Raw genomic sequence first — 19565 nt, 5'->3', positions numbered from 1 at the left:
CCAGTAAGTGTGGGGAGATAGCTGATGCCCGAGCTCATGGAAAACCCTTCGCAAGGTAAGGGCCTGCGGTCCCGATCCTGGCTCCTGTCCTACCGGACGTCTTCTACCCTTATTGACGGCCGCCCCCTCGACATGCTGCACGATTTCTATGTGCCCGCCCTGAGCCTGGCGGTGCGCTACGACCGGGTGGCCGGTTATTTTCGATCGTCGTCCCTGGCCGCCGCCTCGATGGGGTTTTCGGCTTTTGTCGGCCACCAGGGAAAAATGCGCCTCATTGTCGGCGCCTACCTGGACCCCGAAGACGTGCGGGCCATCCTGGCCGGGGACAGGGAGCGGCTGGCGGCAAGGTTAAACGGCGAGCTTGAGGGAGAGGCTTCCTGGCCGGAAGGGGTGCGCAACGGCGTAATGCTGCTTGCCTGGATGGTGGCCCACGGCTATCTTGAGGTGCGGGTGGCCTTCCGCGTGCATAAAGAAACCGGTGAACCCCTGGCCCTGGATGCCGTTGACGACGGCTATGTCCACGAAAAGTGGTTTGTCCTTTACGACGAGTTTGGCAACCGGATGTACGGGACCGGGACGCTGAATGAATCAAAGACGGCCCTGATCCTGAACGCAGAAAATATTGACGTCCACTGCGATTGGTGGGGCGATACGGACCGCCGGCGGGTCGACGAAGCTGTAGAGGCCTTTGAAAACCTGTGGCAAGGTAATGTCCCCCACCTGCCGGTGCTGACCCTGCCGGAAGCCGTGCGGCGCCGCTTGATCCGCTTCGCGGAAGGGATTGACTTCCCGGTAGAGGTGGACGGTACCAGGGCTGCGGCGGGAACGGTACCACCGCCTGCGGCCATGGAGCGGCTGCGCTTCGCCGTCTTGCGCGACGCGCCGAAGATGCCGGGCGGCCGCTTTGTGGGCATGGAGACCGCACCTGTAGAGCCGTGGCCCCACCAGGCCATCGTGGTGCGCCGGCTGGTTGAAACCTGGCCCTATTCCTACATTTTGGGTGACGAGGTTGGCCTGGGGAAGACCATCGAGGCGGGGCTGGCCTTTCGTTCCCTGTACCTGGCGGGCCTGGTGAAACGCATCCTCATTGCCGCGCCGGCGAGCCTTACCCGGCAGTGGCACCGCCAGATGGCGGCGAAGATGCTGCTTTCCTTCGGCTTGGCGCGCACCACGCCGGAAACCGCCCACGAATATATCTTCCCGGTGGAAGAAACGCGGCCGGCAAGATCCCTTTACGAACCGGACCTGGTGATCATATCCACGGGGCTCTTTTATCGTCGTGAGCGGGCAGAGGCCCTTGCCCTGGCGGCGCCCTTCGACATCGCCCTGGTGGATGAAGCCCATGCCCTGCGGCGGCATAATCCTGCGGCCGGCTGCGGGGTACACCCGGACTATGGTAATCTCTATAAAGCTGCCAGGGATTACCTGCGCCCCAGGGCACGCGCCCTGTGGCTGGCCACGGCCACTCCTATGCAGATCCATCCGGTGGAAGTATGCGACCTCCTGGCCCTGACCAATCGGGTGGGCGCCTTCCAGTACGACCCGTCCCTGACCCTGCAGTATTATGATATCATGGGCCGCCTGCTGGACGGCCGGGAACCGGGAGAACTGGAATGGGACTTCCTGCGGCGGGCAGTAAAGGCGGTACGCTGGCAGGACCCCATGCTCTGGCGTTTTATCGAGGAGAGCGTCATTGACGGGCGCATCCAGATAGCTTTGCACCGTTGGCTGGAGTACGGCCGTGTTCCCCGGGGCAGGGACCGCCTGTTGATGCTGCGCCTGTTATTCAGCGTCTCTCCCCTTTCCCGGGTGATGCTCCGCCACACCCGGCCGTTGCTGGAGATCTACCGCGACCGCGGCCGGCTGCAGCAAAACCTTCCCCGGCGCCATATCCTCTCCTTGCCCCGGATCGAATTTACGCCACTGGAACAGCGTATTTATGATGAGCTGGAAAAATACTGCAATGGATTGAACGAGCAGATCAAGGCCCACGGCGACCGCCAGGCGCAGCAGATGTTGAGCTTTCTGTTGAGCTTTTTGCGGCTGCGCTTCGCTTCCAGCCTCTACGCCCTGCGCCAGACGCTCCAGCGCCGCCTGGCCAGGGTTGAAGCTACCCTGCGGCACCAGAGCGAGATGGAAGCAGGCAAAGCTGAATCCGTCGCTTCGGAAGAGACGGTCTATGAAAGTGAAGAGGAAGACGACCTTGAAGTACCAGAGGTGCTTCTTAAAGGTCGCAAAAGGGCCGATCTGGAATGGGAGCGGGAACGGCTGCAGGTAATGCTCAACCTTTTGGCCGATTTGACCGAACTTCCTTCGAAGATGCAGGAACTTATGAAAAGGCTCGAACAGCGCCGCGACCGGCGCACCGGCCGTATTCGCCAGACCGTAATCTTTACCCGTTTTTACGATACCCTCGTGGACATCGTTACCCGCCTGCGCCAGGCCGACCCCGGCATGCGCGTCGGTACCTATTCCGGGCGCGGGGGCGAGTATTACGATCCGAATACAGGCAGCATGGTGGCCGTAGACCGCGAAAAGGTGAAAGAGCTGTTCCTGCAGGGCGAGATCGACGTCCTGGTATGTACTGACGCCGCGGCAGAAGGCCTGAACCTGCAGACCGCCGACTTCCTCGTTAACTTTGACCTGGGTTGGAACCCCATGAAAATCGAGCAGCGGATCGGGCGGATTGACCGTATCGGCCAGAAGCATCTGGAGGTTTATGTCCTTAATCTCTGTTATACAGGCAGCGCCGAGGAGATCGTATACGGGCGGCTGCTATCACGCCTGGCTGAGGCCAATCTCATTGTCGGTACCCAGCAGGTTTCCCTGCTGCCGGTGGAACCGGATGATTTTCGCCAGCTGGCCGAGGGCACGCTAACCGAGAAGGAGCTGGAGGCGCGCGTCCTCGAGAAGCTTAAGGAACAGCGCCGGCGCACGGAGAGCATGGAAATCAACCCGCAGGAACTTTATGAGATTTACATGCGGCTGGAGAGGGTGGCCGACCGGCGGCCGGTGCCGGTAAACCTGGCGGCCATCTGGGAGGCCCTGCAGGGTTCGTCGTACCTGCGCCGTCGGGGGTGTACCGTCGAAAGTGAAAATGGCAAGCCGGTGCTGGCCCTGACGGGAATTGAGGGCGTGCCGGAAGGAGCAGTCTTAACCGTTTCCCGGGAGCTTTACGAGCAAGGGTTGGCCGGAGATGGCAGGCGTTTGCATTTTGCCTCGTATGGCGACCCCGTTTTTGAGCGCGTTTTAGAACACATGAACAGTTTCGAGCTTCCCCGGTGTGTAAGGCGGCTGGCCGTGCTCGTTTCCGGGATGGATGGTGTTGAAGTGGTGGGCTTTGCGGCGGCCTGCCGGGAAGCAGGAGGCAGCCGCGTGGTCCGTCTTGTCCTGTCATGGAGGGATGTGGAAAACCTGCAGCTCGCGGAAGGGGAAACCCTGGGGACTGAGGAGGTAGAACCGCTGCGGGAAAAGCTCACGCAGATGGCCCGGGAAGAGTTCGGACACTATTTGGCGGCGGGGCGGATTGAAGGGGAAAACATCCGCGCCGCCCGGGCCCAGGAGATGCTTGCATTATTAGTTATCCGGGACCTGCTGGAAGTCAAGGCCGGTCATGACAGGGAAGATGTCCTTTTCTCGACCGCCCTGCGCGACATCGAATCTCAATGCGTCAAGCGTGAGAGGGTAACTATTGTCGTACCGGCGGAACCCTTGAGATCCGTCGCCGGCGACCTGCTTTTCGACTGCCGGGTGCCGCTCGTGGGCGATACGGCCAGCTTTCTTGCGCCGCGTATCCTGATCCGGGCGGCCGTAGACGCCGCCAGCCGCCTGGCCAGCGGCATGAAGCGCGAGTTGCGGGTAGCTGACATGCTGTCCCGCCTCCAACGTGAAGTCGAGGCCAGGCGGCGGAAAATACGTTAGCTTATATCCTATTAATCAACATGAACACCATGGCAGCTACCAGGGCGGATGCGGGCGCCGTCAGCAACCAGGCCTTTACGATATTTACCGCTACCGTCCACCGCACCGCGGAAACGCGTTTGGTTGAGCCGACGCCCATAATTGCGGCCGATAGCACGTGGGTGGTGCTTACCGGTTTTCCCAGGAGGGAAGCGCCGATAATAACCATGGCCGCAGAAGATTCCGTGGCGAAACCATGGATGGGTTCCAGCTTGATTATCCGCGTGCCTACTGTCTTGATAATCCGCCATCCTCCCATGGAGGTGCCGAGGGCCATAGCCAGGGCACAGGCGATAACTACCGGGAAAGGCACATGGAAATATGGAATGATTCCAGAAGCCAGTAACGCGGCGGTAATAATGCCCATTGATTTCTGGGCGTCATTGGAACCGTGGCTGAAAGCCATAAAAGCAGCCGAAAGAATCTGGAGAAAGGAAAAATACTTGTTGACCTTCCTGGGGGCCATGTTGCCGACTAGTAATAAAATAAACTCCATTACTATATAGGCGATGATAAAGCCGATGACCGGCGATGTGATAAGGGGGATGAATATTTTTTCAATCAGGCCCTTGACATTCAGGACGGCAAATCCTTTGCTGGCAATAACCGAACCGACTACACCACCGATAAGGGCATGAGATGAGCTGCTGGGAAGCCCTAAGTACCAGGTAAACAGGTTCCAGATGATAGCCCCCAGCAGCCCGGCGATTATAGTCTCATTGTTAATAAACTGGGGATTAACAATACCCTGGCCGATGGTATGAGCAACTTCGGTATTAGCCAGGGCACCGAAGAAATTCAGTACCGCTGCCATTAAAATAGCCACGATCGGTGACAATACCCGCGTAGAAACAGAGGTGGCGATGGCATTGGCCGTATCATGAAAACCGTTGATAAAATCAAAGAGCAGGGCAAGGATAATCACCACTATTACTAATGGTTCAAGCATATTTAACAACTACTCCCCGGATTAGTTTGGCAACTTTTTCACACCTGTCCAGTGATGTTTCCAGCTGTTCGAATACTTCTTTCCACTTGATGACCTCAATGGCGTTATTGCCCTTTTTAAACAAGTCGGCTACTCCAAGACGATAAATCCTATCCCCCAGGGACTCATCTTTCGCAATTTCGTGGTAAAGCTCCATAATGGCACCGGTGTTATCCTTAATTTTGCGTATACAGTATACCAGCGACTTCACATTTTCCGTTGCCCTGACGAAAACATTTACCATTTCCTTGAACTTATCGCCAGGCTTGCCTGCTTCGTAAATAACCATTTTTTCAACGGTGCTGCACACGGAATCCATAATTTCATTAAGCTCCCGGGCTATACTATAAATATCTTCACGATCAAAAGGAGTGATAAAAGTCTTGTTCAGGTTGTCAATAATCGTGTCGGTAACCTTATCTCCCTTTTGCTCCAGGACTACCAGTTCATCCAAGCGTTTTTCAATGGATTCGTATTTGTCCATCATGTTTTTAAGTAGAATGGCACCCTGGTAAATAATTTCCGCTGCTTCTTCAAAAAGCTTAAAAAATTGCTCATCAGCTGATTTAAACCCGAACATCTGGTATCCTCCAGTTTATTTGTTATTACTGCCAAAATATCCTGTTTATAGAAGAAACAAACGCACCTAAAATTATTAATTCGCCTGTTTTTACAGTTCTCCTTTATATTTTTTGTTAAATTTGTGTTAAATACCCCATGAATGCCTCACTAAATAGAAAACAAAAGCACCTGCCACCTGCAATTACCTGCGGTGCCAGGTACGTAACCCGAGGCTGGCTATGGTTACGATCATGCACTCTAACCGGCGAAGGTGGGTAACCTGCCGGCTCTTAAACGCCCTGCTCTAAGACTTTTTCGCCGACATGAGCCGGTTGAGCCGGGACGCCAGCTGGCAATCATGCAAACAAAATCAAGGCTATAAACACCAGGTCTTCTTCACCGGTATTAATTATCGAGTGATATTCACCGTTTCTTGTTAAAACCATATCACCGGCCTTGACTGTGGTTTCCGTTCCGTTGTCGTTTACTGTGCCCTGGCCGCTGAGTATGTAATAAGTTTCAAAATCGCCGTTGTGCTGGTGCCACCCGATTGAAGCCCCGGGTGCAAGGGTAAAGCGGGCAAAAAGCCGTCCTTTATCGTTGAACTCATTTTTATTTGCTTCGAGGATATGGGCTATCTTGACTTCTCCCTGGCCGCCCCTGAAGCCTGTAAATGTTTCCTCTCTTATTTCCTGTGCCCTTCTTATCACGGGACATGGACCCCCTTTTGCAAGAGTAATTTTAATTTTATTCCGCTTTGTTACTTTATTTTATCTGAGAGAATGCTGGTGTGCAAGACCGGGTTTGCCTTCTTTCTAGGTACTTGAAATCAGGGAGATTTCAGCCCTGAGGTTATAGGAAATGGTCCTATAGAAACAGTATTGCAGGAATGCCTCAATAACGCTTTAAGGCAATGCCGCGACGCATTTTATCTATAGCTACCAGGCTTTCTTGCTGTCTTAGCATAGATACGCCAACAATTATAAGATCAATAAGGCAAAGTTGGGCAATTCGGGCAGCCATGGCTTCGCTGCGGAATGTTGTTTCTCGGGCGGCGACAACAAGTTTTATGTCGGCGACTTTAGTAATAGGTGATTTCATGAAACTGGTGATACAAATGGTAGTAGCTCCGGCTTTTTTTGCGACCTTTAAGGACTCGATGGTATCTTTGGTGCTGCCGGAATGAGAAATCCCCACGGCCACATCCTGATTGGTTAAAAAGCTGGCTGAAATAATCTGCATGTGAGGATCATTATAAGAGGCGCTCAACAACCCGCTTTTAAACATTTTATGGTGGGCATCAAGGGCAACAAAACTTGAACCGGCTACTCCATAAAAATCGGTTTTGCGGGCTTTGGCAATAGTGCGAATGGCACGTTCCAATTCGGTATAATCGAGAATCTTGAGGGTGTCGGATAAGCTTTGCATGGCGCTGTGAAATACCTTCGTGGCCATAGTTCGAAAATCATCGGTGGGCAAAACTTCTTCATGGATGCTTTTTATAGGTTCAACCAGGTCGCGGGCCAGTGATATCTTGACTTCTTGAAAACCGCTGTAGCCGAGCTTTTTGCACAGGCGCACGATTGTAGCTTCTGCGACATTGCATTTTTCGGCTAACTCAGTAATAGATAAATGTATAATTTCATGCGGCTTATCAAGAATCCATTCTGCCACCCGTGCTTCAGCCGAACGTAAGGACGGTTGGATACTGCGGAGCTTTACAAGGATTCCCTCAAAATCTGGAGTAACGTAGAGAACGGGATTGTTCATTTCGTTTAGTCCCCCCCGGAAGAGTTTTCCGTTTATATATAGTTATAAATTTTAGTTTGCACTTCTACGAGATGAAAATAATTTTTATTCAGGAGTTAATTATTGTAAACCAATAAAATTATACACCGGTGCAAGTAAAAAAACAAGCTATTTTGGGGAAAGTGGGAGGCTGTTAAAGATCGGGGCAGGACAAACAGGATGGTAAATTAAATCAGTCCGGGGACGGTAATCTAAAAAGTGTACTGGTAATGCGGCCGCATGGATGCAGGGGAAAACAGGATAAAATTAGTTCCGGAACCCAAACATTAAAGATGAAATTTTTTTAATGAGTGAGCAGGAATTTTTAAGGGCACGTCTAATAGATAAACAAGCAAGGTTTTAAGGACAGGTATAATTAAAATCTGGGCTCTGTTTGCATTATTCTTTTTAATGAATTCCTCAGACACAATAAAATATTGCAGCTTAAAACAGCGTTAATTATTTTTTGAAGATGAGGGCGATTATCGTAGCCCCAAAGGAAGTCGAGAGGGGGTGATGGCAGGTACCGATGAACCTGAAGGCAGGAATAAATTAAGGAGGTGAGAGGTGAACTGTCAACGGCGAGGTAAACCGGGGAGGATTGCCCGAATCTGATGGTTTTACTGAAAAATTAAATAGTATTAGGTAAGTAAGGAGGTTTCTTATGAGGGACGTGAAAAAGATAGCCGGCATGATGCTGGTCGCGGTAATGGTCTTGTTCCTGGCAGGAGGCTGCTCCAAGGCGCAATCGGGTCAGGGGGGAACGGCTAAACAGGAAGAGGCGAAAAAACAGTATGTATTAAAATTCAACCACGTCCTGGGTCCTTCGGAGCCGTATCATGAAGCTTTTTTGAAATGGGCTAAAAACGTTGAGGAAAAAACTAACGGTGGCCTCAAGATTGAGGTCTATCACAGTTCCCAGCTCGGCCTTGAAGAGGATATTATCGAGCAGATTAGGCAGGGCGCCAACGTTGGTCAAAATACCGACTCGGCGCGCCTGGGCAATTACGTGCCCGAAATAGCCGTAATGAACGCTCCTTATTTTGTACAAAGCCTTGATGAAGTGGCGAAGCTCAAGGAACTCCCCACGGTTAAGGCCTGGATGGAAAAACTGGACAAGGAATACGGCTTGAAAGTCCTGTCCTTTAACTGGGTACAGGGGTACAGGCACTTTTTAACGAATAAACCCATCAAAACCCCGGAGGATTTAAAGGGCCTGCGCATCAGGACCCCCGGTGCGCCTATATGGCAGGAGTCGGTCCGCGCCCTGGGTGCAACTCCTGTAGCCCTTCCGTTCGGTGAGGTGTATCCCGGTATTCAGCAGAAGGTTATTGATGGGGCGGAGCTTGTTTACATGAACGTGAACGGCGGGCAGCTCTATGAGGTTGCCAAGTACATGAGCGAGACCAAACATATCATGCTCATTAATTTTGAAGTGATAAGCTCGAAGTTCTTCAACAGCCTGCCTCCCGAGTATCAGAAAGTCCTGGTAGAAGAATGTGATAAAGCCGGTATGGAAGTCTCCAAACAGATCATGGAGAAGTACGAAAAAGAGGCCAAGGAACAGGTAAAGGCAAAGGGCCTGACTATAATAGAAGATGTTGATATGGAAGCTTTCCAAAAAGCCGGCGAGAAGGCATACGAGGCATTGAAGCTTACTGAGGTAAGAGACAAGATTTACGGCGAACTGGGAAAAAAGTAATGTAAACTGAATACCCCCCGCGGTTACTCCGGCCTCATTCCGTGAACGGGAGGAGGCCGGAGTAAGTTAAAGTGTTCTCTCCCCGGTTTGAGGGGAATAGCTTATCGCCCCGGTGGTTGGTGTTTTACTTTCAATAAAAAAACATAATAGGTGGTAGATCCGGTCATGAAGAAAGCTTATGAATTTATCTGCCGGATTGAAGGGGTAATCGCTCAGGTAACCCTGTTCGTGATGGTAGTTTTAGTATGCGTTGCCGGGTTCATGAGGACCCTGGGACATCCCATCAACTGGGCAGTAGATATGGCGACGTTCCTGTTCGCGTGGTGTTGTTTCTTTAGTGCTGATATTGCCTGGCGAAACGATAAGCTGATAATCGTGGACGCGTTTATTAAGTGGCTCCCAGAAAAAGCCAAGTGGTATATAAGGATGATTCATTACTTCATTATAGTCATCTTCCTGGCTTATCTAATCGTTTTCGGTTCCTGGCTTTCTTATACCACCAGGGCGAGGACCTTCCAGGGCATTCCCGGTTTTAGCTATACCTGGGTAACACTGAGCTTGCCCGTAGGCGCTATCCTCCTGCTAATAACTACAGTACTAAAAATCAGGCGTGAACTGGCAGGAGGAGCAAACGCCCTGCGGCAACGGTCGGAGGAGGCAGGGTACTAGAGTGCAGATAACCCCCTGTTTTAATTAGAAGATTATGGATTTAACTAGGAGGATTTGATGAGATGCTGCTGGTGATTATTGCCTTTATGACCTTACTGTTTACGGGAATGCCGGTAGCATTTGCCATAGGCATTGCGGGGGCCTTATTCTTTCCGCAACACCTGGAGTTACCTTTAACCATTCCCGTACAACTTACAGTAACGCAAACGCAGAACTTCGCGCTTCTGGCCATTCCCATGTTTATAGCGGCGGGCAATCTTATGAACGAGACGGGTATAACCGATAGGCTCCTCAAGCTCGCCTCGGTTCTCACCGGCCACATGCGCGGCGGTCTGGCCCAGGTCGTAGTGGTCCTGGAACTGCTCCTCGGCGGGGTAACCGGTTCCTGTATAGCCGATGCCTCCATGCAGGCACGCATGCTCGGCCCGGAAATGATTAAGAGGGGCTATGGTAAAGGTTTTATTAGCGCCATTATCGCCAATGCCTCTCTGATCACTATCATGATCCCCCCGGGAATAGGGGTGATACTGTACGGCACTGTGGGTAACATCTCTATTGGCAGGCTTTTTGCCGCGGGGATAATACCGGGCCTAATGATGACAGTGACGCTTATGATGGCGGTGTCCTACTTCGCCAAGAAACGAGGCTACCTGCCCGAAAGGGAAAAGCGGGCTTCGGCCGGGGAAATCTTTAAAGCTAGCTTAAGCGGTATCTGGGCGCTTCTTTTCCCGGTCATGTTACTGGTATGTTTGCGTTTCGGCATATTCACCCCTTCCGAGGTGGGAAGTTTTGCCGCCGTTTATGCCATAGCAGTTGGACTGCTTGCCTACAGGGAGCTGACGTGGCAAAACTTCAAGAGGGCGCTGGAAGGCAGCGTGGTGGACACCGGCGGCGTAATGTTTCTGATCGCCCTGTCCGCGATATTCAGTTACGGCATCGTTTGGGAAAGGTTGCCGGAGGTTATTTCCAATTTTATGCTGGGGATATCCAGTAGCCCCACAGTGATCTTGCTTGTAATCATAGCCGTTTTGCTGGTGGCGGGGATGTTTGTCGATGGCGCGGTGCTCATACTTATGCTCACGCCAATCTTCCTGCCGGTGGCGTTGAAGCTGGGCCTGGATCCGGTGCATTTCGGCATTATCTTTGTCCTGGCGATAACTATTGGTAATGTTACCCCGCCTGTAGGTTCGGCTATGTATGCCGTGTGTACTATTCTCGATGTTTCCGTTGAGGAGTTCATCAGGGACGCCATTTTGTTTATCCTGGCAATTGCTGTCGTGAATGTCCTGATAATCTGGTTGCCGCAAACAGTACTGTGGTTGCCTGATTTGATATTCGGGAAATAGGACGGTTTCGGTGAAAAGGCGGTCGCACATTATTTTGATACCAAATATCTAGGAGGGATCAGCATGCGTTTCGACGGGAAAGCTGTGCTAGTAACCGGAGCGGGATTGGGCATCGGACGGGCAACGGCGTTGCTTTTCGCCCGCAAGGGAGCGAGGGTGGCGATAGCCGACCTTTCCCTCGCGGGCGGGGAAGAGACGTTAAAGCTGGTTAAAGAAGCCGGCGCCGAAGGAATCTTTATCCGGGGTGACGTCTCTTTAGTTTCCGATGCCGAAAGAATGGTCAAAGAAACGGTAAAAGCCTTTGGCAGGATCGACATACTGGTCAACAATGCCGGCATTGTCCTGCCGGGCACGGTGGATAACACAACCGAGGAAGATTTCGATAAAACTTTCAGGGTAAACGTCAAGGGAGCCTTCTTCGTCGCCAAATATGCCGTGCAGGAAATGAAAAAGGCCGGGGGCGGTGCGATTGTCAACGTAGCTTCGGTGGCGGCCCTTAAAGGAGTAAGGGACAGGGCTGCCTACAGCGCTTCCAAGGGGGCTCTGGTGGGGCTCACCAAAGCAATGGCCATCGATTATATACGAGATAATATCCGGGTGAATGCCGTTTGCCCCGGGACCACCTATACGCCCGCCATTGAGGAAAAGATTAGGAAGGCACCTGACCCTGAAGCTATGAGGGCTGAGTTTATCTCCCGGCAGCCCATGGGACGCCTGGGCAAAGAAGAAGAGATAGCCTGGGCTATATTGTTTGCCTGCTGCGATGAAGCGGCGTATATGACCGGAAGTCTTGTCAGTATTGATGGTGGTTCGAGTTTATAGCAGGCGGCGGATAAAAAGAGGTTGTCAAAACGCGAAAAGGCGCCGTTTTTGTTTTTCGCGTTGCCGATATATTTCTGGGCCGTAACACAGGAGGTTGTAGTATGGACATCAAGGTTGACATTAGGGATAGAGTGGCAGTGGTAACTGGTGGGGCAGGTATTTTGTGTTCCTGCATAGCAAAGGCGCTGGCAGCTCAAGGAGCCAGGGTGGCGGTTTTAGACTTGAAGAAGGACGGGGCGGAAAAGGTAGCTGCCGAAATCGTTGCTTCAGGTGGGGCGGCCATAGGCCTGGAAGCCGATGTTTTAGACAAGGGATCTTTGGAGAAAGCCAGGGAGATAATCTTACGGGAATTTGCTACGGTGGATATTCTTGTTAACGGTGCGGGGGGGAACCATCCCCGGGCCACAACCGGGCCCGACCGGTCCTTTTTTGATTTAAGCACCGAGGATATACAAAAAGTTTTCAATCTCAATTTCCTCGGCACTGTATTGCCCACCCAGGTTTTCGGTAAAGTCATAGTTGAAAAGAAAAAGGGCATTGTGATAAACATATCTTCCATGGCGGCCTATACCCCCCTTACGAAAACCATAGCCTACAGTGCCGCCAAGGCGGCGGTCAGTAATTTTACCCAGTGGCTGGCCGTTCATTTTAACCAGGAATACTCCAGGGAGATTAGAGTCAACGCCATTGCGCCGGGATTTTTACTGACCGACCAGAACAGGTATCTTTTGATCGATGCCGAAACGGGGGCATCTACGCCAAGGGGTCGAAGCGTATTAAATATGACACCCATGGGTAGATACGGGCTGCCGGATGACCTGTGCGGGGCGGTATTATTTCTTTGTTCTGAGGCAGCTTCCTTCATTAACGGGGCGGTAATACCCATCGACGGAGGTTTTCAGGCCTATTCAGGAGTGTAGTGCACTAAAGCATGGGGAGAGAAAAAGCAGGATGCGGGTCGAATTCTTGTACGATGGTCTACCGGGAGTTGATATCGAAGGAGATAATTTCCTCGGGCTGTTTGAACCCCGGGAGTTTACCACGCAGGAAAGAGAAGAAGATATTATAGCCAGGGCGCTCCTCAATCCCATCGGTACCCGGCGGATTGCGGAAATGGCCCGGGGAAGGAAAAAGATACTTATTATCGTGGATGACAATACCCGCCTTACTCCGGTGGCCAAAATCCTGCCCCTGGTCATTGAGGAATTAAAAACGACCGGGGTCGCCGAGGATAGTATAACTATATTGATAGGCCTGGGCACCCACCGGCCCATGACACAGGCGGAGTGTGAAAAGAAGTTAGGGGAAGATGTGTTGCGCAGGTTTAGAGTTATCAGCCACAACTGGCGCGACGCTTCGAGCCTGGAGTTTACCGGGAAAACCCCCGGCGGGACGGAAATCTGGCTCAACAAAGAAGTGCTGCAGGCTGATTTCATCCTGGGTATCGGTCATATTGTACCCCATCGCGTTGCCGGCTTCAGCGGCGGAGGCAAGATAATCCAGCCTGCCGTTTGCGGCGGCCGGACGACGGAACAGACCCACTGGTTGAGCGCCCGGTACCAGGGCTGGGAGATAATGGGTAAACCGGACAACCCTGTACGACAGGAAATCGAAACGGTAGCCAGGCAGGCCGGTCTGGATGCCATTTTGAACGTCGTCCAGGACAGGCAGGGCAGGATTGTAGGCGCCTTCTGCGGGGACCTTGTACACGCCCACCGCGCCGGGTGCCGGGTTTCCCTTGAAGTTTTCGGCGTGGAGATACCGGAACCGGCCGATATAGTCCTGACGGATTCTTACCCTGCTGATGTGGAGATGTGGCAGGCGGCCAAGGGTATCTATGCCTCCGATCTGGCCGTCAGGGAGGGCGGCGTCATAATCCTGGTGACACCATGCCCGGAAGGAGTTGCTTCCCAGCACCCCTCCATCGAAAAGGTGGGTTACCGCCCGCTGCGCGAGGTAGAAAGGCTGGTGAAGCAGGGTGTACTTACCGACCTGACGGTGGCCGCTCACCTGGTTCATGTGGGCGAAGTCATTCAAAAGAAGGCTTCATGTATCCTGGTTTCCCCGGGGATCGGGCCTGAAGTGGCTCAGAAAATAGGCTTTAAATGGGCGCCGACACCGCGGGAGGCTTTAGAAATGGCCTATGGTCTGCTGGGGCGCCGGGCAAAGGTCATATGTTTCAGACACGGCGGGGAAATTTTACCGGTTGTGGCAGGAGGTAACATCCAGTGAAAGGTCCTTATTTTATTGGCCTGGATATAGGGACTACCGGCTGTCGCGCCGCCCTTTTCGATCTGGACGGGCAGTTGCACAGTGTGGCGGCGGAGGAATACCCCTTGCTGCAACCTCAACCGGGTTGGGCCGAGCAGGACCCGGAGAAGGTTTTTGAGGCTGCCTGCAGGGTGGTGCAGCGATGTATATTGCAGTCGGGCGTTAATAAAAACAGCATTGCCGGCATGGGCCTGGATTCGGTGTTTCACAGCATCATCGCCCTTGGAACGGGAGGGGAACTCCTCAGTAACGCCCTCATCTGGGCCGATAACCGCAGCGTCCGCCAGGCCGAAGTGTTGGCCGGCGGCGACGGTGGTATGGAAATATACAGGCGTACAGGCTGTCGTGTCCATCCCATGTATCCCCTGGCGAAGATCTTGTGGTTTAAGGATGAACGACCTGAAATATTCCGCCGTACGGCCAGGTTTATTTCTTTGAAAGAGTATATTATTTACCGGTGGTTCGGGCAGTTCCTAATAGATAATTCTCTAGCCTCGGGAACAGGCCTGTTTAATATTCATACCCTCCGGTGGGATGAACAGTGCCTGGAGCTGGCCGGTATCGGACGGGAAAAATTAAGCGAGGTCGTTTCCGTTACTGCCATAGCCGGGAGGCTGGACGGGGAGAAGGCGGACCGATTGGGTGTTCCCGACGGTTTACCGGTGGTCATCGGTGCCGCCGACGGGGTACTTTCCAACCTGGGCTCCGGTGCCAGGGCACCGGGCCAGATGGTGGCCATGGTAGGGACCAGCGGGGCCATCCGCGTAATAGCGGACAGACCCCTTACCGATCCCCGGGGGCGGACCTGGTGTTATTTGATGGACGACCGGCACTGGATGGTAGGGGGCGCCATTAATAACGGCGGCATTGTCTACCGCTGGTTCCGGGATAATCTCGGGGAGACGGAAATGAGGGAAGCTGAAGCAAAGGGAATTGAGGCCTACGACCTGCTCAACGAATTGGCGGGAAAGGTAAGACCCGGTGCGGAAGGTTTGCTTTGCCTGCCTTTTCTCACGGGAGAAAGGAGCCCTTACTGGAATCCAGAGGCGCGGGGAGTAATTTTCGGCCTCGGCTTACATCACGGCAAAGCCCACCTAGTTCGCGCCCTGATGGAAGGCGTTATTTACCGCATGTACAGCGTTTTCCAGGCCATTACCGAACTGGTGGGGGAACCGGCGGAGATTAGAGTTACCGGTGGATTTACCCGCTCCCCCCTGTGGTGCCAGATTATGAGCGACATATTCGGGTATCCGGTTAAACTGCCGGCAGTTCTTGAGGCGCCATCCTGCGGTGCTGCATTACTGTCTATGTGGGGGTTAGGTTTTGTGGACGGGATAGAGGCTGTAGATAGGATGGTAAAAATACGGCAGGAATTTACCCCCGACAGGCAAGCCCATGAAATTTATAGTGAGCTTTTTAGCCTGTACCAGCAAATTTATTGGAACCTACAGGAGAGTTTTAGTCTCATCAGCAATTTCCAGAGACGTCATACGCGATAAGGTTAAAAGCGAGGTGAAAGGAGTAATTGACTCCTCTAAAAGGAAAAGTATTTATCACAGCTCTTTCTTTTTCACGTTATACGCCGGAGCCGAAAAACCTTTTAGAAGAGCAGGGATTGGAGCTTGTCTGGAACGACAAAGGCAGGCCCCTGACAGAGGATGAACTGCGAGAGATAATGACTAGTCACCCATCAATTCTAGCGCTGCTGGTTGGTGTGGACCCTGTTACCGCTAAGGTCATAGAGGCCGCACCGAAGCTCAAAGTGATAGCCAAGCACGGCGTCGGCGTGGATAATATTGATATTTCTGCCGCCAGAAGCCGGGGGGTTGTAGTAACTAATGCACCTGGTAGTAATACCCAATCTGTAGCCGACCTTGTGTGGGGGCTCCTTCTGGCTGCGGCCAGGGGTATTCCCTGTGCGGATAGGATTACCAGGCAGAAGCGATGGGATAGGGTTGTAGGAAATGAAGTTTGGGAGAAGACCCTGGGTATAATCGGCACAGGGCGCATCGGCCTTGCTGTGGCGCACCGGGCACGCGGTTTTAATATGCGTCTTCTTGCTTATGATCCCTGTCCAAATAATGAGGCTGCCGGCCGGCTGGGCATAACCTACACAAGCCTGGATGATCTATTAAAGGAGTCTGATTTTGTTAGCCTGCATGCTCCTTTAACACCGGAGACCTATCACCTGATTGACGAAAAGAAGCTTGGTATAATGAAAAAGGATGCAATATTAATAAATACCGCCCGGGGGGAACTGGTAGATGAGGAAGCGCTGTATCGCGCCCTGAAAACCGGACAGATTAAGGCAGCAGCTTTAGATGTTTTTTCCGAGGAACCCCCAACCAATAGCTGTTTACTAGGATTGGACAATGTAGTGGTAACCCCCCATTTAGGAGCTTATACCCGGGAGGCTAATCTAAAGATGGGCCTGGCGGCGGCAATTAACATTATAAAAGTACTAAAAGGCGAGAAAGCTGATTTTGAACTGAATTATGAGGTTTGACCGCTGGAATTATTTAACATGCAGTACATTAATAGGAGAACTGGAGTTTATTAGATATCATAGGACCCGGAACTTTTTTGTTCAGCTCCGGGGATTTCGTGGTTCGGGAATTGGTCAGCTTTTGGCTTACGGGGGATTAAAGGACAGTCGATAAAAGGGGCTATAAGGCCTCTTTTTTTTTGTGAACAGCCGGGAAGTTTTGAGCGCCCGGATGTATCCCAGTACCTGGCCGTGCTGCGCCGGAAGGATAATAATCTTTAAAGTCGAATCTCTTATAGGCTTGATGAAAATACGAAAGAGCGCCTGAGGAATGTCTTTCTCACCATGCACGAAGATGAGGAGGGGAGAAGAGCACTGGCGAATTTACTTTTTGACCGGTTTTTTGTCCCGGATGACCGGGCTTATGATCCGGTACGGGAGATGATAAGAAAGATGAGGCCGGGCAGATGAGAAACCAGAGGTTTTGGAGACTATTCCAGGCGGTTTCGGATGCTACCAGCGTACGTGTAAAAATAATGGGTATAGTGCTGGGGCTTGTTATACTCCTGGGAATTAGTTTGACTGTACAAATGCGCTTTAGCTTGAGGGCTGCCCTGGGTGAACAGCTGGAAAAGCGAGGCGTTTCTATTGCCGGGGATATTGCGGCCCGCAGCCTGGATCTGGTCCTTACGAACAATGTTTACGCACTTCACCAGCTTTTAATAGATACGCTGAAGAACAATGAGGATGCCCGTTATGCCTTTATTGTAGACCCGGGCGGTAATCTTTTGGCCCATACCTTTGGCGAAGGCTTTCCCCGTGACCTTCTCGAAGCCAACTCCGTTTCCGGTGGAGAAAAATTTAAGATCGAGACCCTGGATACGGATGAGGGACTTATCCATGACATCGCCGTTCCTATATTTGACGGGCGGGCCGGGATAGCGCGGGTAGGAATGGCGGAGCACAGCGTGAAAAAAGCGCTTGCTTCCACTACCTGGAAGATGCTCCTGGTCACCTATCTGGTATCGCTCCTGGGTATTGCTGCCGCTTATTTCCTCACCAGGGTTTTAACGAAACCTATCCTGGAACTGGTCAAGGTGGCCGGGGCGGTGGCCCGCGGGGACCTCAATCAGAAGGCCAGGGTCTGGGCCAGGGATGAAATCGGCCGGCTCAGCATGGCTTTTAATACTATGACAGAGAACCTGGCCAGTTTATATAACGAAAAAGAGGAATTTAACCGCCAGCTTTTAAGGCGCAACCAGGAACTCACCACAATTTGGGAGATAACATCGGCGGCAAGTCATTCTCTTAATCTGGATACGGTGCTCAATGATGCCTTGGACAAGGTTATAGAGAGACTGGGCTTGACGGGAGAGGTGGTTTTAATTGAAGATCAGCCAGATTGAAGGGCTGCCCTTCTTTTCCACCCATATAATTGTAGGTAGAGATCCTCTTGCATGCGCAGGACCTCGTTGGCAGGCGCACTTAAAACGGCCATTGTCAACCCCCCCTAAAATTGCAGATTAATTCTACCTTATTACACTTATTATCAGGCAGTATTATTGTGAAAGATATTATTAGCAATGACTATCAGGAGAATCCTTGAATCCTTTCAGGGTAAATCTTTGATTTTGGGTATAAAAAAGTCAGGGTTTTACCCTGGTATTCCGTTTTGGCTTCAGGTCCGGCATATTTGCAATGGAGCGGGGATTGTGGTACATATTTTAAGAAGGCGATAAACAGGCATAAGGAGCAAAGCGATGAAACTGAAGGTAATCCCCGGGGACTTTGTGGTCCGGGAAATGGCCCGCCTCCCAGTGCGGGAAAAGGGACCTTACCGGCTGTACCTCCTGGAAAAGAAGGGATGGAACACCATTGATCTTCTAATAAGGCTGGCAAAGGCCCATAACCTTCCCTACCGCCTTTTTGCTTACGGCGGGCTAAAGGACAGGCACGCCCATACCTTCCAGTATGTCACGGTAAAGCATGCCGCCGATTTAACTACCGAAGAAGAGAACTATTCTTTACGGCACATGGGTTATATGGATCGCCCCATGGGGCCTGATTTGTTAGAAGGAAACGAATTTGCCATCACCCTTCGCTCCCTGGATAAAACAGAAGCATCCCGCATTACCCGCAGGGTTGACGAGGTGCGGGGATTCGGGTACCCCAATTACTATGACGACCAGCGTTTCGGCAGCATGGACCGCCAGATGGGCTTCATGGCCGAAAGGCTGCTGAAGAAGCACTACAACGGCAGCCTGCAGGTTTACCTTACCGGCATCTACCCGGAAGAAAAAAAAGAAGCCCGGGAACGCAAGCTCTTTTTCCGCGAGCACTGGGGCGACTGGACGACCTGCCTGGAACGTGCCAAAACTACTATGGAAAATAAAATATTCTCCCTGCTGGCCGAAAAACCTAAGGCCTACATCGAAGCCCTGCAGATGATACCTCGCGAAGAGCTCTCCCTTTATTTTTCTGCTTACCAGGGTTTTCTTTTTAACGAATTGTTGAGATGTGTCCTTAAGGACCTGGGCCTTGAGCTTACGGCCGTTCCCGGTACGGCGGGGCCTTATCTTTTTTACCGGCGCCTGGAAAGGAAAGAGCTGGCCTACCTGCGTTCCCTGGTATTACCCCTGGCTGCCGGGCGGGTGGAGTTTCCCGATGACCGTACGGAACGGCTTTTTGCAGCTATTATGGAGGAAAGGGGTATAAAAGGGAGTTATTTCAACCTGCGCAAGGTACGGCAGGCCTTCTTTAAATCCACCCCCAGGAATGCCGTGGTTTTTCCCGGGGATTTCCGTTTACAGCCTGCAGAACCCGATGACCTGTATCCCGGCAGGCAGAAAATGGTTCTTTTTTTTAAACTTCCGCGGGGAAGTTACGGGACAATGCTGGTCAAGAGGTTGATGGCACCCTGATATTTGTTTAGATTTACCATCTGGATTTTTTATCTAAGCGGAGGAAATTAAT

15 protein-coding genes are annotated in these 19565 nt (G+C 52.0%); 11 read left to right on the top strand and 4 right to left on the bottom strand.

Annotation, left to right across the window (positions count from 1 at the left end; translation table 11 throughout):
• The first annotated feature begins 24 nt into the window (after positions 1-24).
• Positions 25-3921 (top strand): helicase-related protein, encoded by a 3897-nt coding sequence (locus NWF31_RS01280; protein ID WP_258358689.1) that lies wholly within the window; start codon positions 25-27, stop codon positions 3919-3921.
• A gap of 1 nt (position 3922) precedes the next feature.
• Here the strand turns inward: NWF31_RS01280 and NWF31_RS01275 are convergent, their stop codons facing one another.
• The 4 genes from NWF31_RS01275 to NWF31_RS01260 all read right to left on the bottom strand — a co-directional run bounded on the left by NWF31_RS01275 (position 3923) and on the right by NWF31_RS01260 (position 7279).
• A complete protein-coding gene (locus NWF31_RS01275) occupies positions 3923-4909 on the bottom strand; it encodes an inorganic phosphate transporter (protein ID WP_258358688.1) in 987 nt (328 codons plus the stop codon).
• Complete coding sequence (locus NWF31_RS01270; RefSeq protein ID WP_258358687.1) at positions 4902-5528, bottom strand: DUF47 domain-containing protein; 627 nt, start codon at positions 5526-5528, stop codon at positions 4902-4904. The genes NWF31_RS01275 and NWF31_RS01270 overlap by 8 nt, the downstream gene beginning before the upstream one ends.
• Positions 5529-5865: 337 nt before the next feature.
• The gene (locus NWF31_RS01265) at positions 5866-6219 is read right to left on the bottom strand and encodes a cupin domain-containing protein (RefSeq protein WP_258358686.1); all 354 of its coding nucleotides are present in this window, start codon (positions 6217-6219) and stop codon (positions 5866-5868) included.
• A 184-nt stretch (positions 6220-6403) separates the two neighbouring features.
• Positions 6404-7279 (bottom strand): MurR/RpiR family transcriptional regulator, encoded by an 876-nt coding sequence (locus NWF31_RS01260; protein WP_258358685.1) that lies wholly within the window; start codon positions 7277-7279, stop codon positions 6404-6406.
• Positions 7280-7961: 682 nt separating this feature from the next.
• On the opposite strand from NWF31_RS01260, the gene NWF31_RS01255 reads away from it, so the two are divergent.
• From NWF31_RS01255 to truD, 10 genes are all read left to right on the top strand, one after another.
• Positions 7962-8999: a C4-dicarboxylate TRAP transporter substrate-binding protein gene (locus tag NWF31_RS01255; protein WP_258358684.1), complete on the top strand. Its 1038-nt coding sequence runs from the start codon at positions 7962-7964 to the stop codon at positions 8997-8999.
• Between the two features lie 165 nt (positions 9000-9164).
• Positions 9165-9668: a TRAP transporter small permease gene (locus NWF31_RS01250; protein WP_258358683.1), complete on the top strand. Its 504-nt coding sequence runs from the start codon at positions 9165-9167 to the stop codon at positions 9666-9668.
• A 62-nt stretch (positions 9669-9730) separates the two neighbouring features.
• Entirely contained in the window at positions 9731-11014 is a 1284-nt protein-coding gene (locus NWF31_RS01245) for a TRAP transporter large permease (protein ID WP_258358682.1), read from the top strand.
• Positions 11015-11077: 63 nt separating this feature from the next.
• On the top strand, positions 11078-11836 hold the full coding sequence (locus tag NWF31_RS01240; protein ID WP_258358681.1) for an SDR family NAD(P)-dependent oxidoreductase: 759 nt from the start codon (positions 11078-11080) through the stop codon (positions 11834-11836).
• Between the two features lie 101 nt (positions 11837-11937).
• On the top strand, positions 11938-12756 hold the full coding sequence (locus NWF31_RS01235) for an SDR family oxidoreductase (protein ID WP_258358680.1): 819 nt from the start codon (positions 11938-11940) through the stop codon (positions 12754-12756).
• 31 nt (positions 12757-12787) lie between these two features.
• Positions 12788-14068, top strand: coding sequence for a nickel-dependent lactate racemase family protein (locus NWF31_RS01230; RefSeq protein WP_258358679.1), 1281 nt, complete (start codon positions 12788-12790; stop codon positions 14066-14068).
• Positions 14065-15606 (top strand): gluconokinase, encoded by a 1542-nt coding sequence (locus NWF31_RS01225; protein WP_258358678.1) that lies wholly within the window; start codon positions 14065-14067, stop codon positions 15604-15606. The genes NWF31_RS01230 and NWF31_RS01225 overlap by 4 nt, the downstream gene beginning before the upstream one ends.
• A gap of 26 nt (positions 15607-15632) precedes the next feature.
• On the top strand, positions 15633-16613 hold the full coding sequence (locus NWF31_RS01220) for a phosphoglycerate dehydrogenase (RefSeq protein WP_258358677.1): 981 nt from the start codon (positions 15633-15635) through the stop codon (positions 16611-16613).
• A gap of 446 nt (positions 16614-17059) precedes the next feature.
• Positions 17060-17998, top strand: coding sequence for a HAMP domain-containing protein (locus NWF31_RS01215; protein ID WP_258358676.1), 939 nt, complete (start codon positions 17060-17062; stop codon positions 17996-17998).
• Between the two features lie 354 nt (positions 17999-18352).
• Positions 18353-19513, top strand: a complete 1161-nt coding sequence (gene truD / locus NWF31_RS01210; protein ID WP_258358675.1) for a tRNA pseudouridine(13) synthase TruD — start codon at positions 18353-18355, stop codon at positions 19511-19513.
• Positions 19514-19565: the final 52 nt, after the last annotated feature.

This window comes from Neomoorella sulfitireducens, from assembly GCF_024733845.1.
Taxonomy (GTDB): domain Bacteria; phylum Bacillota; class DSM-521; order Neomoorellales; family Neomoorellaceae; genus Neomoorella; species Neomoorella sulfitireducens.
The sequence above is the reverse complement of the archived record's forward strand: the minus strand, read 5'-3'. Positions and strand labels throughout refer to the sequence as shown.

What these genes read in the sequence shown, in the direction of transcription:
- NWF31_RS01280 (WP_258358689.1), top strand. Translation starts at nt 25, where the DNA reads ATGCCCGAGCTCATGGAAAACCCTTCGCAAGGTAAGGGCCTGCGGTCC.
- NWF31_RS01275 (WP_258358688.1), bottom strand. Translation starts at nt 4,909, where the DNA reads ATGCTTGAACCATTAGTAATAGTGGTGATTATCCTTGCCCTGCTCTTT.
- NWF31_RS01270 (WP_258358687.1), bottom strand. Translation starts at nt 5,528, where the DNA reads ATGTTCGGGTTTAAATCAGCTGATGAGCAATTTTTTAAGCTTTTTGAA.
- NWF31_RS01260 (WP_258358685.1), bottom strand. Translation starts at nt 7,279, where the DNA reads ATGAACAATCCCGTTCTCTACGTTACTCCAGATTTTGAGGGAATCCTT.
- NWF31_RS01255 (WP_258358684.1), top strand. Translation starts at nt 7,962, where the DNA reads ATGAGGGACGTGAAAAAGATAGCCGGCATGATGCTGGTCGCGGTAATG.
- NWF31_RS01250 (WP_258358683.1), top strand. Translation starts at nt 9,165, where the DNA reads ATGAAGAAAGCTTATGAATTTATCTGCCGGATTGAAGGGGTAATCGCT.
- NWF31_RS01245 (WP_258358682.1), top strand. Translation starts at nt 9,731, where the DNA reads ATGCTGCTGGTGATTATTGCCTTTATGACCTTACTGTTTACGGGAATG.
- NWF31_RS01240 (WP_258358681.1), top strand. Translation starts at nt 11,078, where the DNA reads ATGCGTTTCGACGGGAAAGCTGTGCTAGTAACCGGAGCGGGATTGGGC.
- NWF31_RS01235 (WP_258358680.1), top strand. Translation starts at nt 11,938, where the DNA reads ATGGACATCAAGGTTGACATTAGGGATAGAGTGGCAGTGGTAACTGGT.
- NWF31_RS01230 (WP_258358679.1), top strand. Translation starts at nt 12,788, where the DNA reads ATGCGGGTCGAATTCTTGTACGATGGTCTACCGGGAGTTGATATCGAA.
- NWF31_RS01215 (WP_258358676.1), top strand. Translation starts at nt 17,060, where the DNA reads ATGAGAAACCAGAGGTTTTGGAGACTATTCCAGGCGGTTTCGGATGCT.
- truD (WP_258358675.1), top strand. Translation starts at nt 18,353, where the DNA reads ATGAAACTGAAGGTAATCCCCGGGGACTTTGTGGTCCGGGAAATGGCC.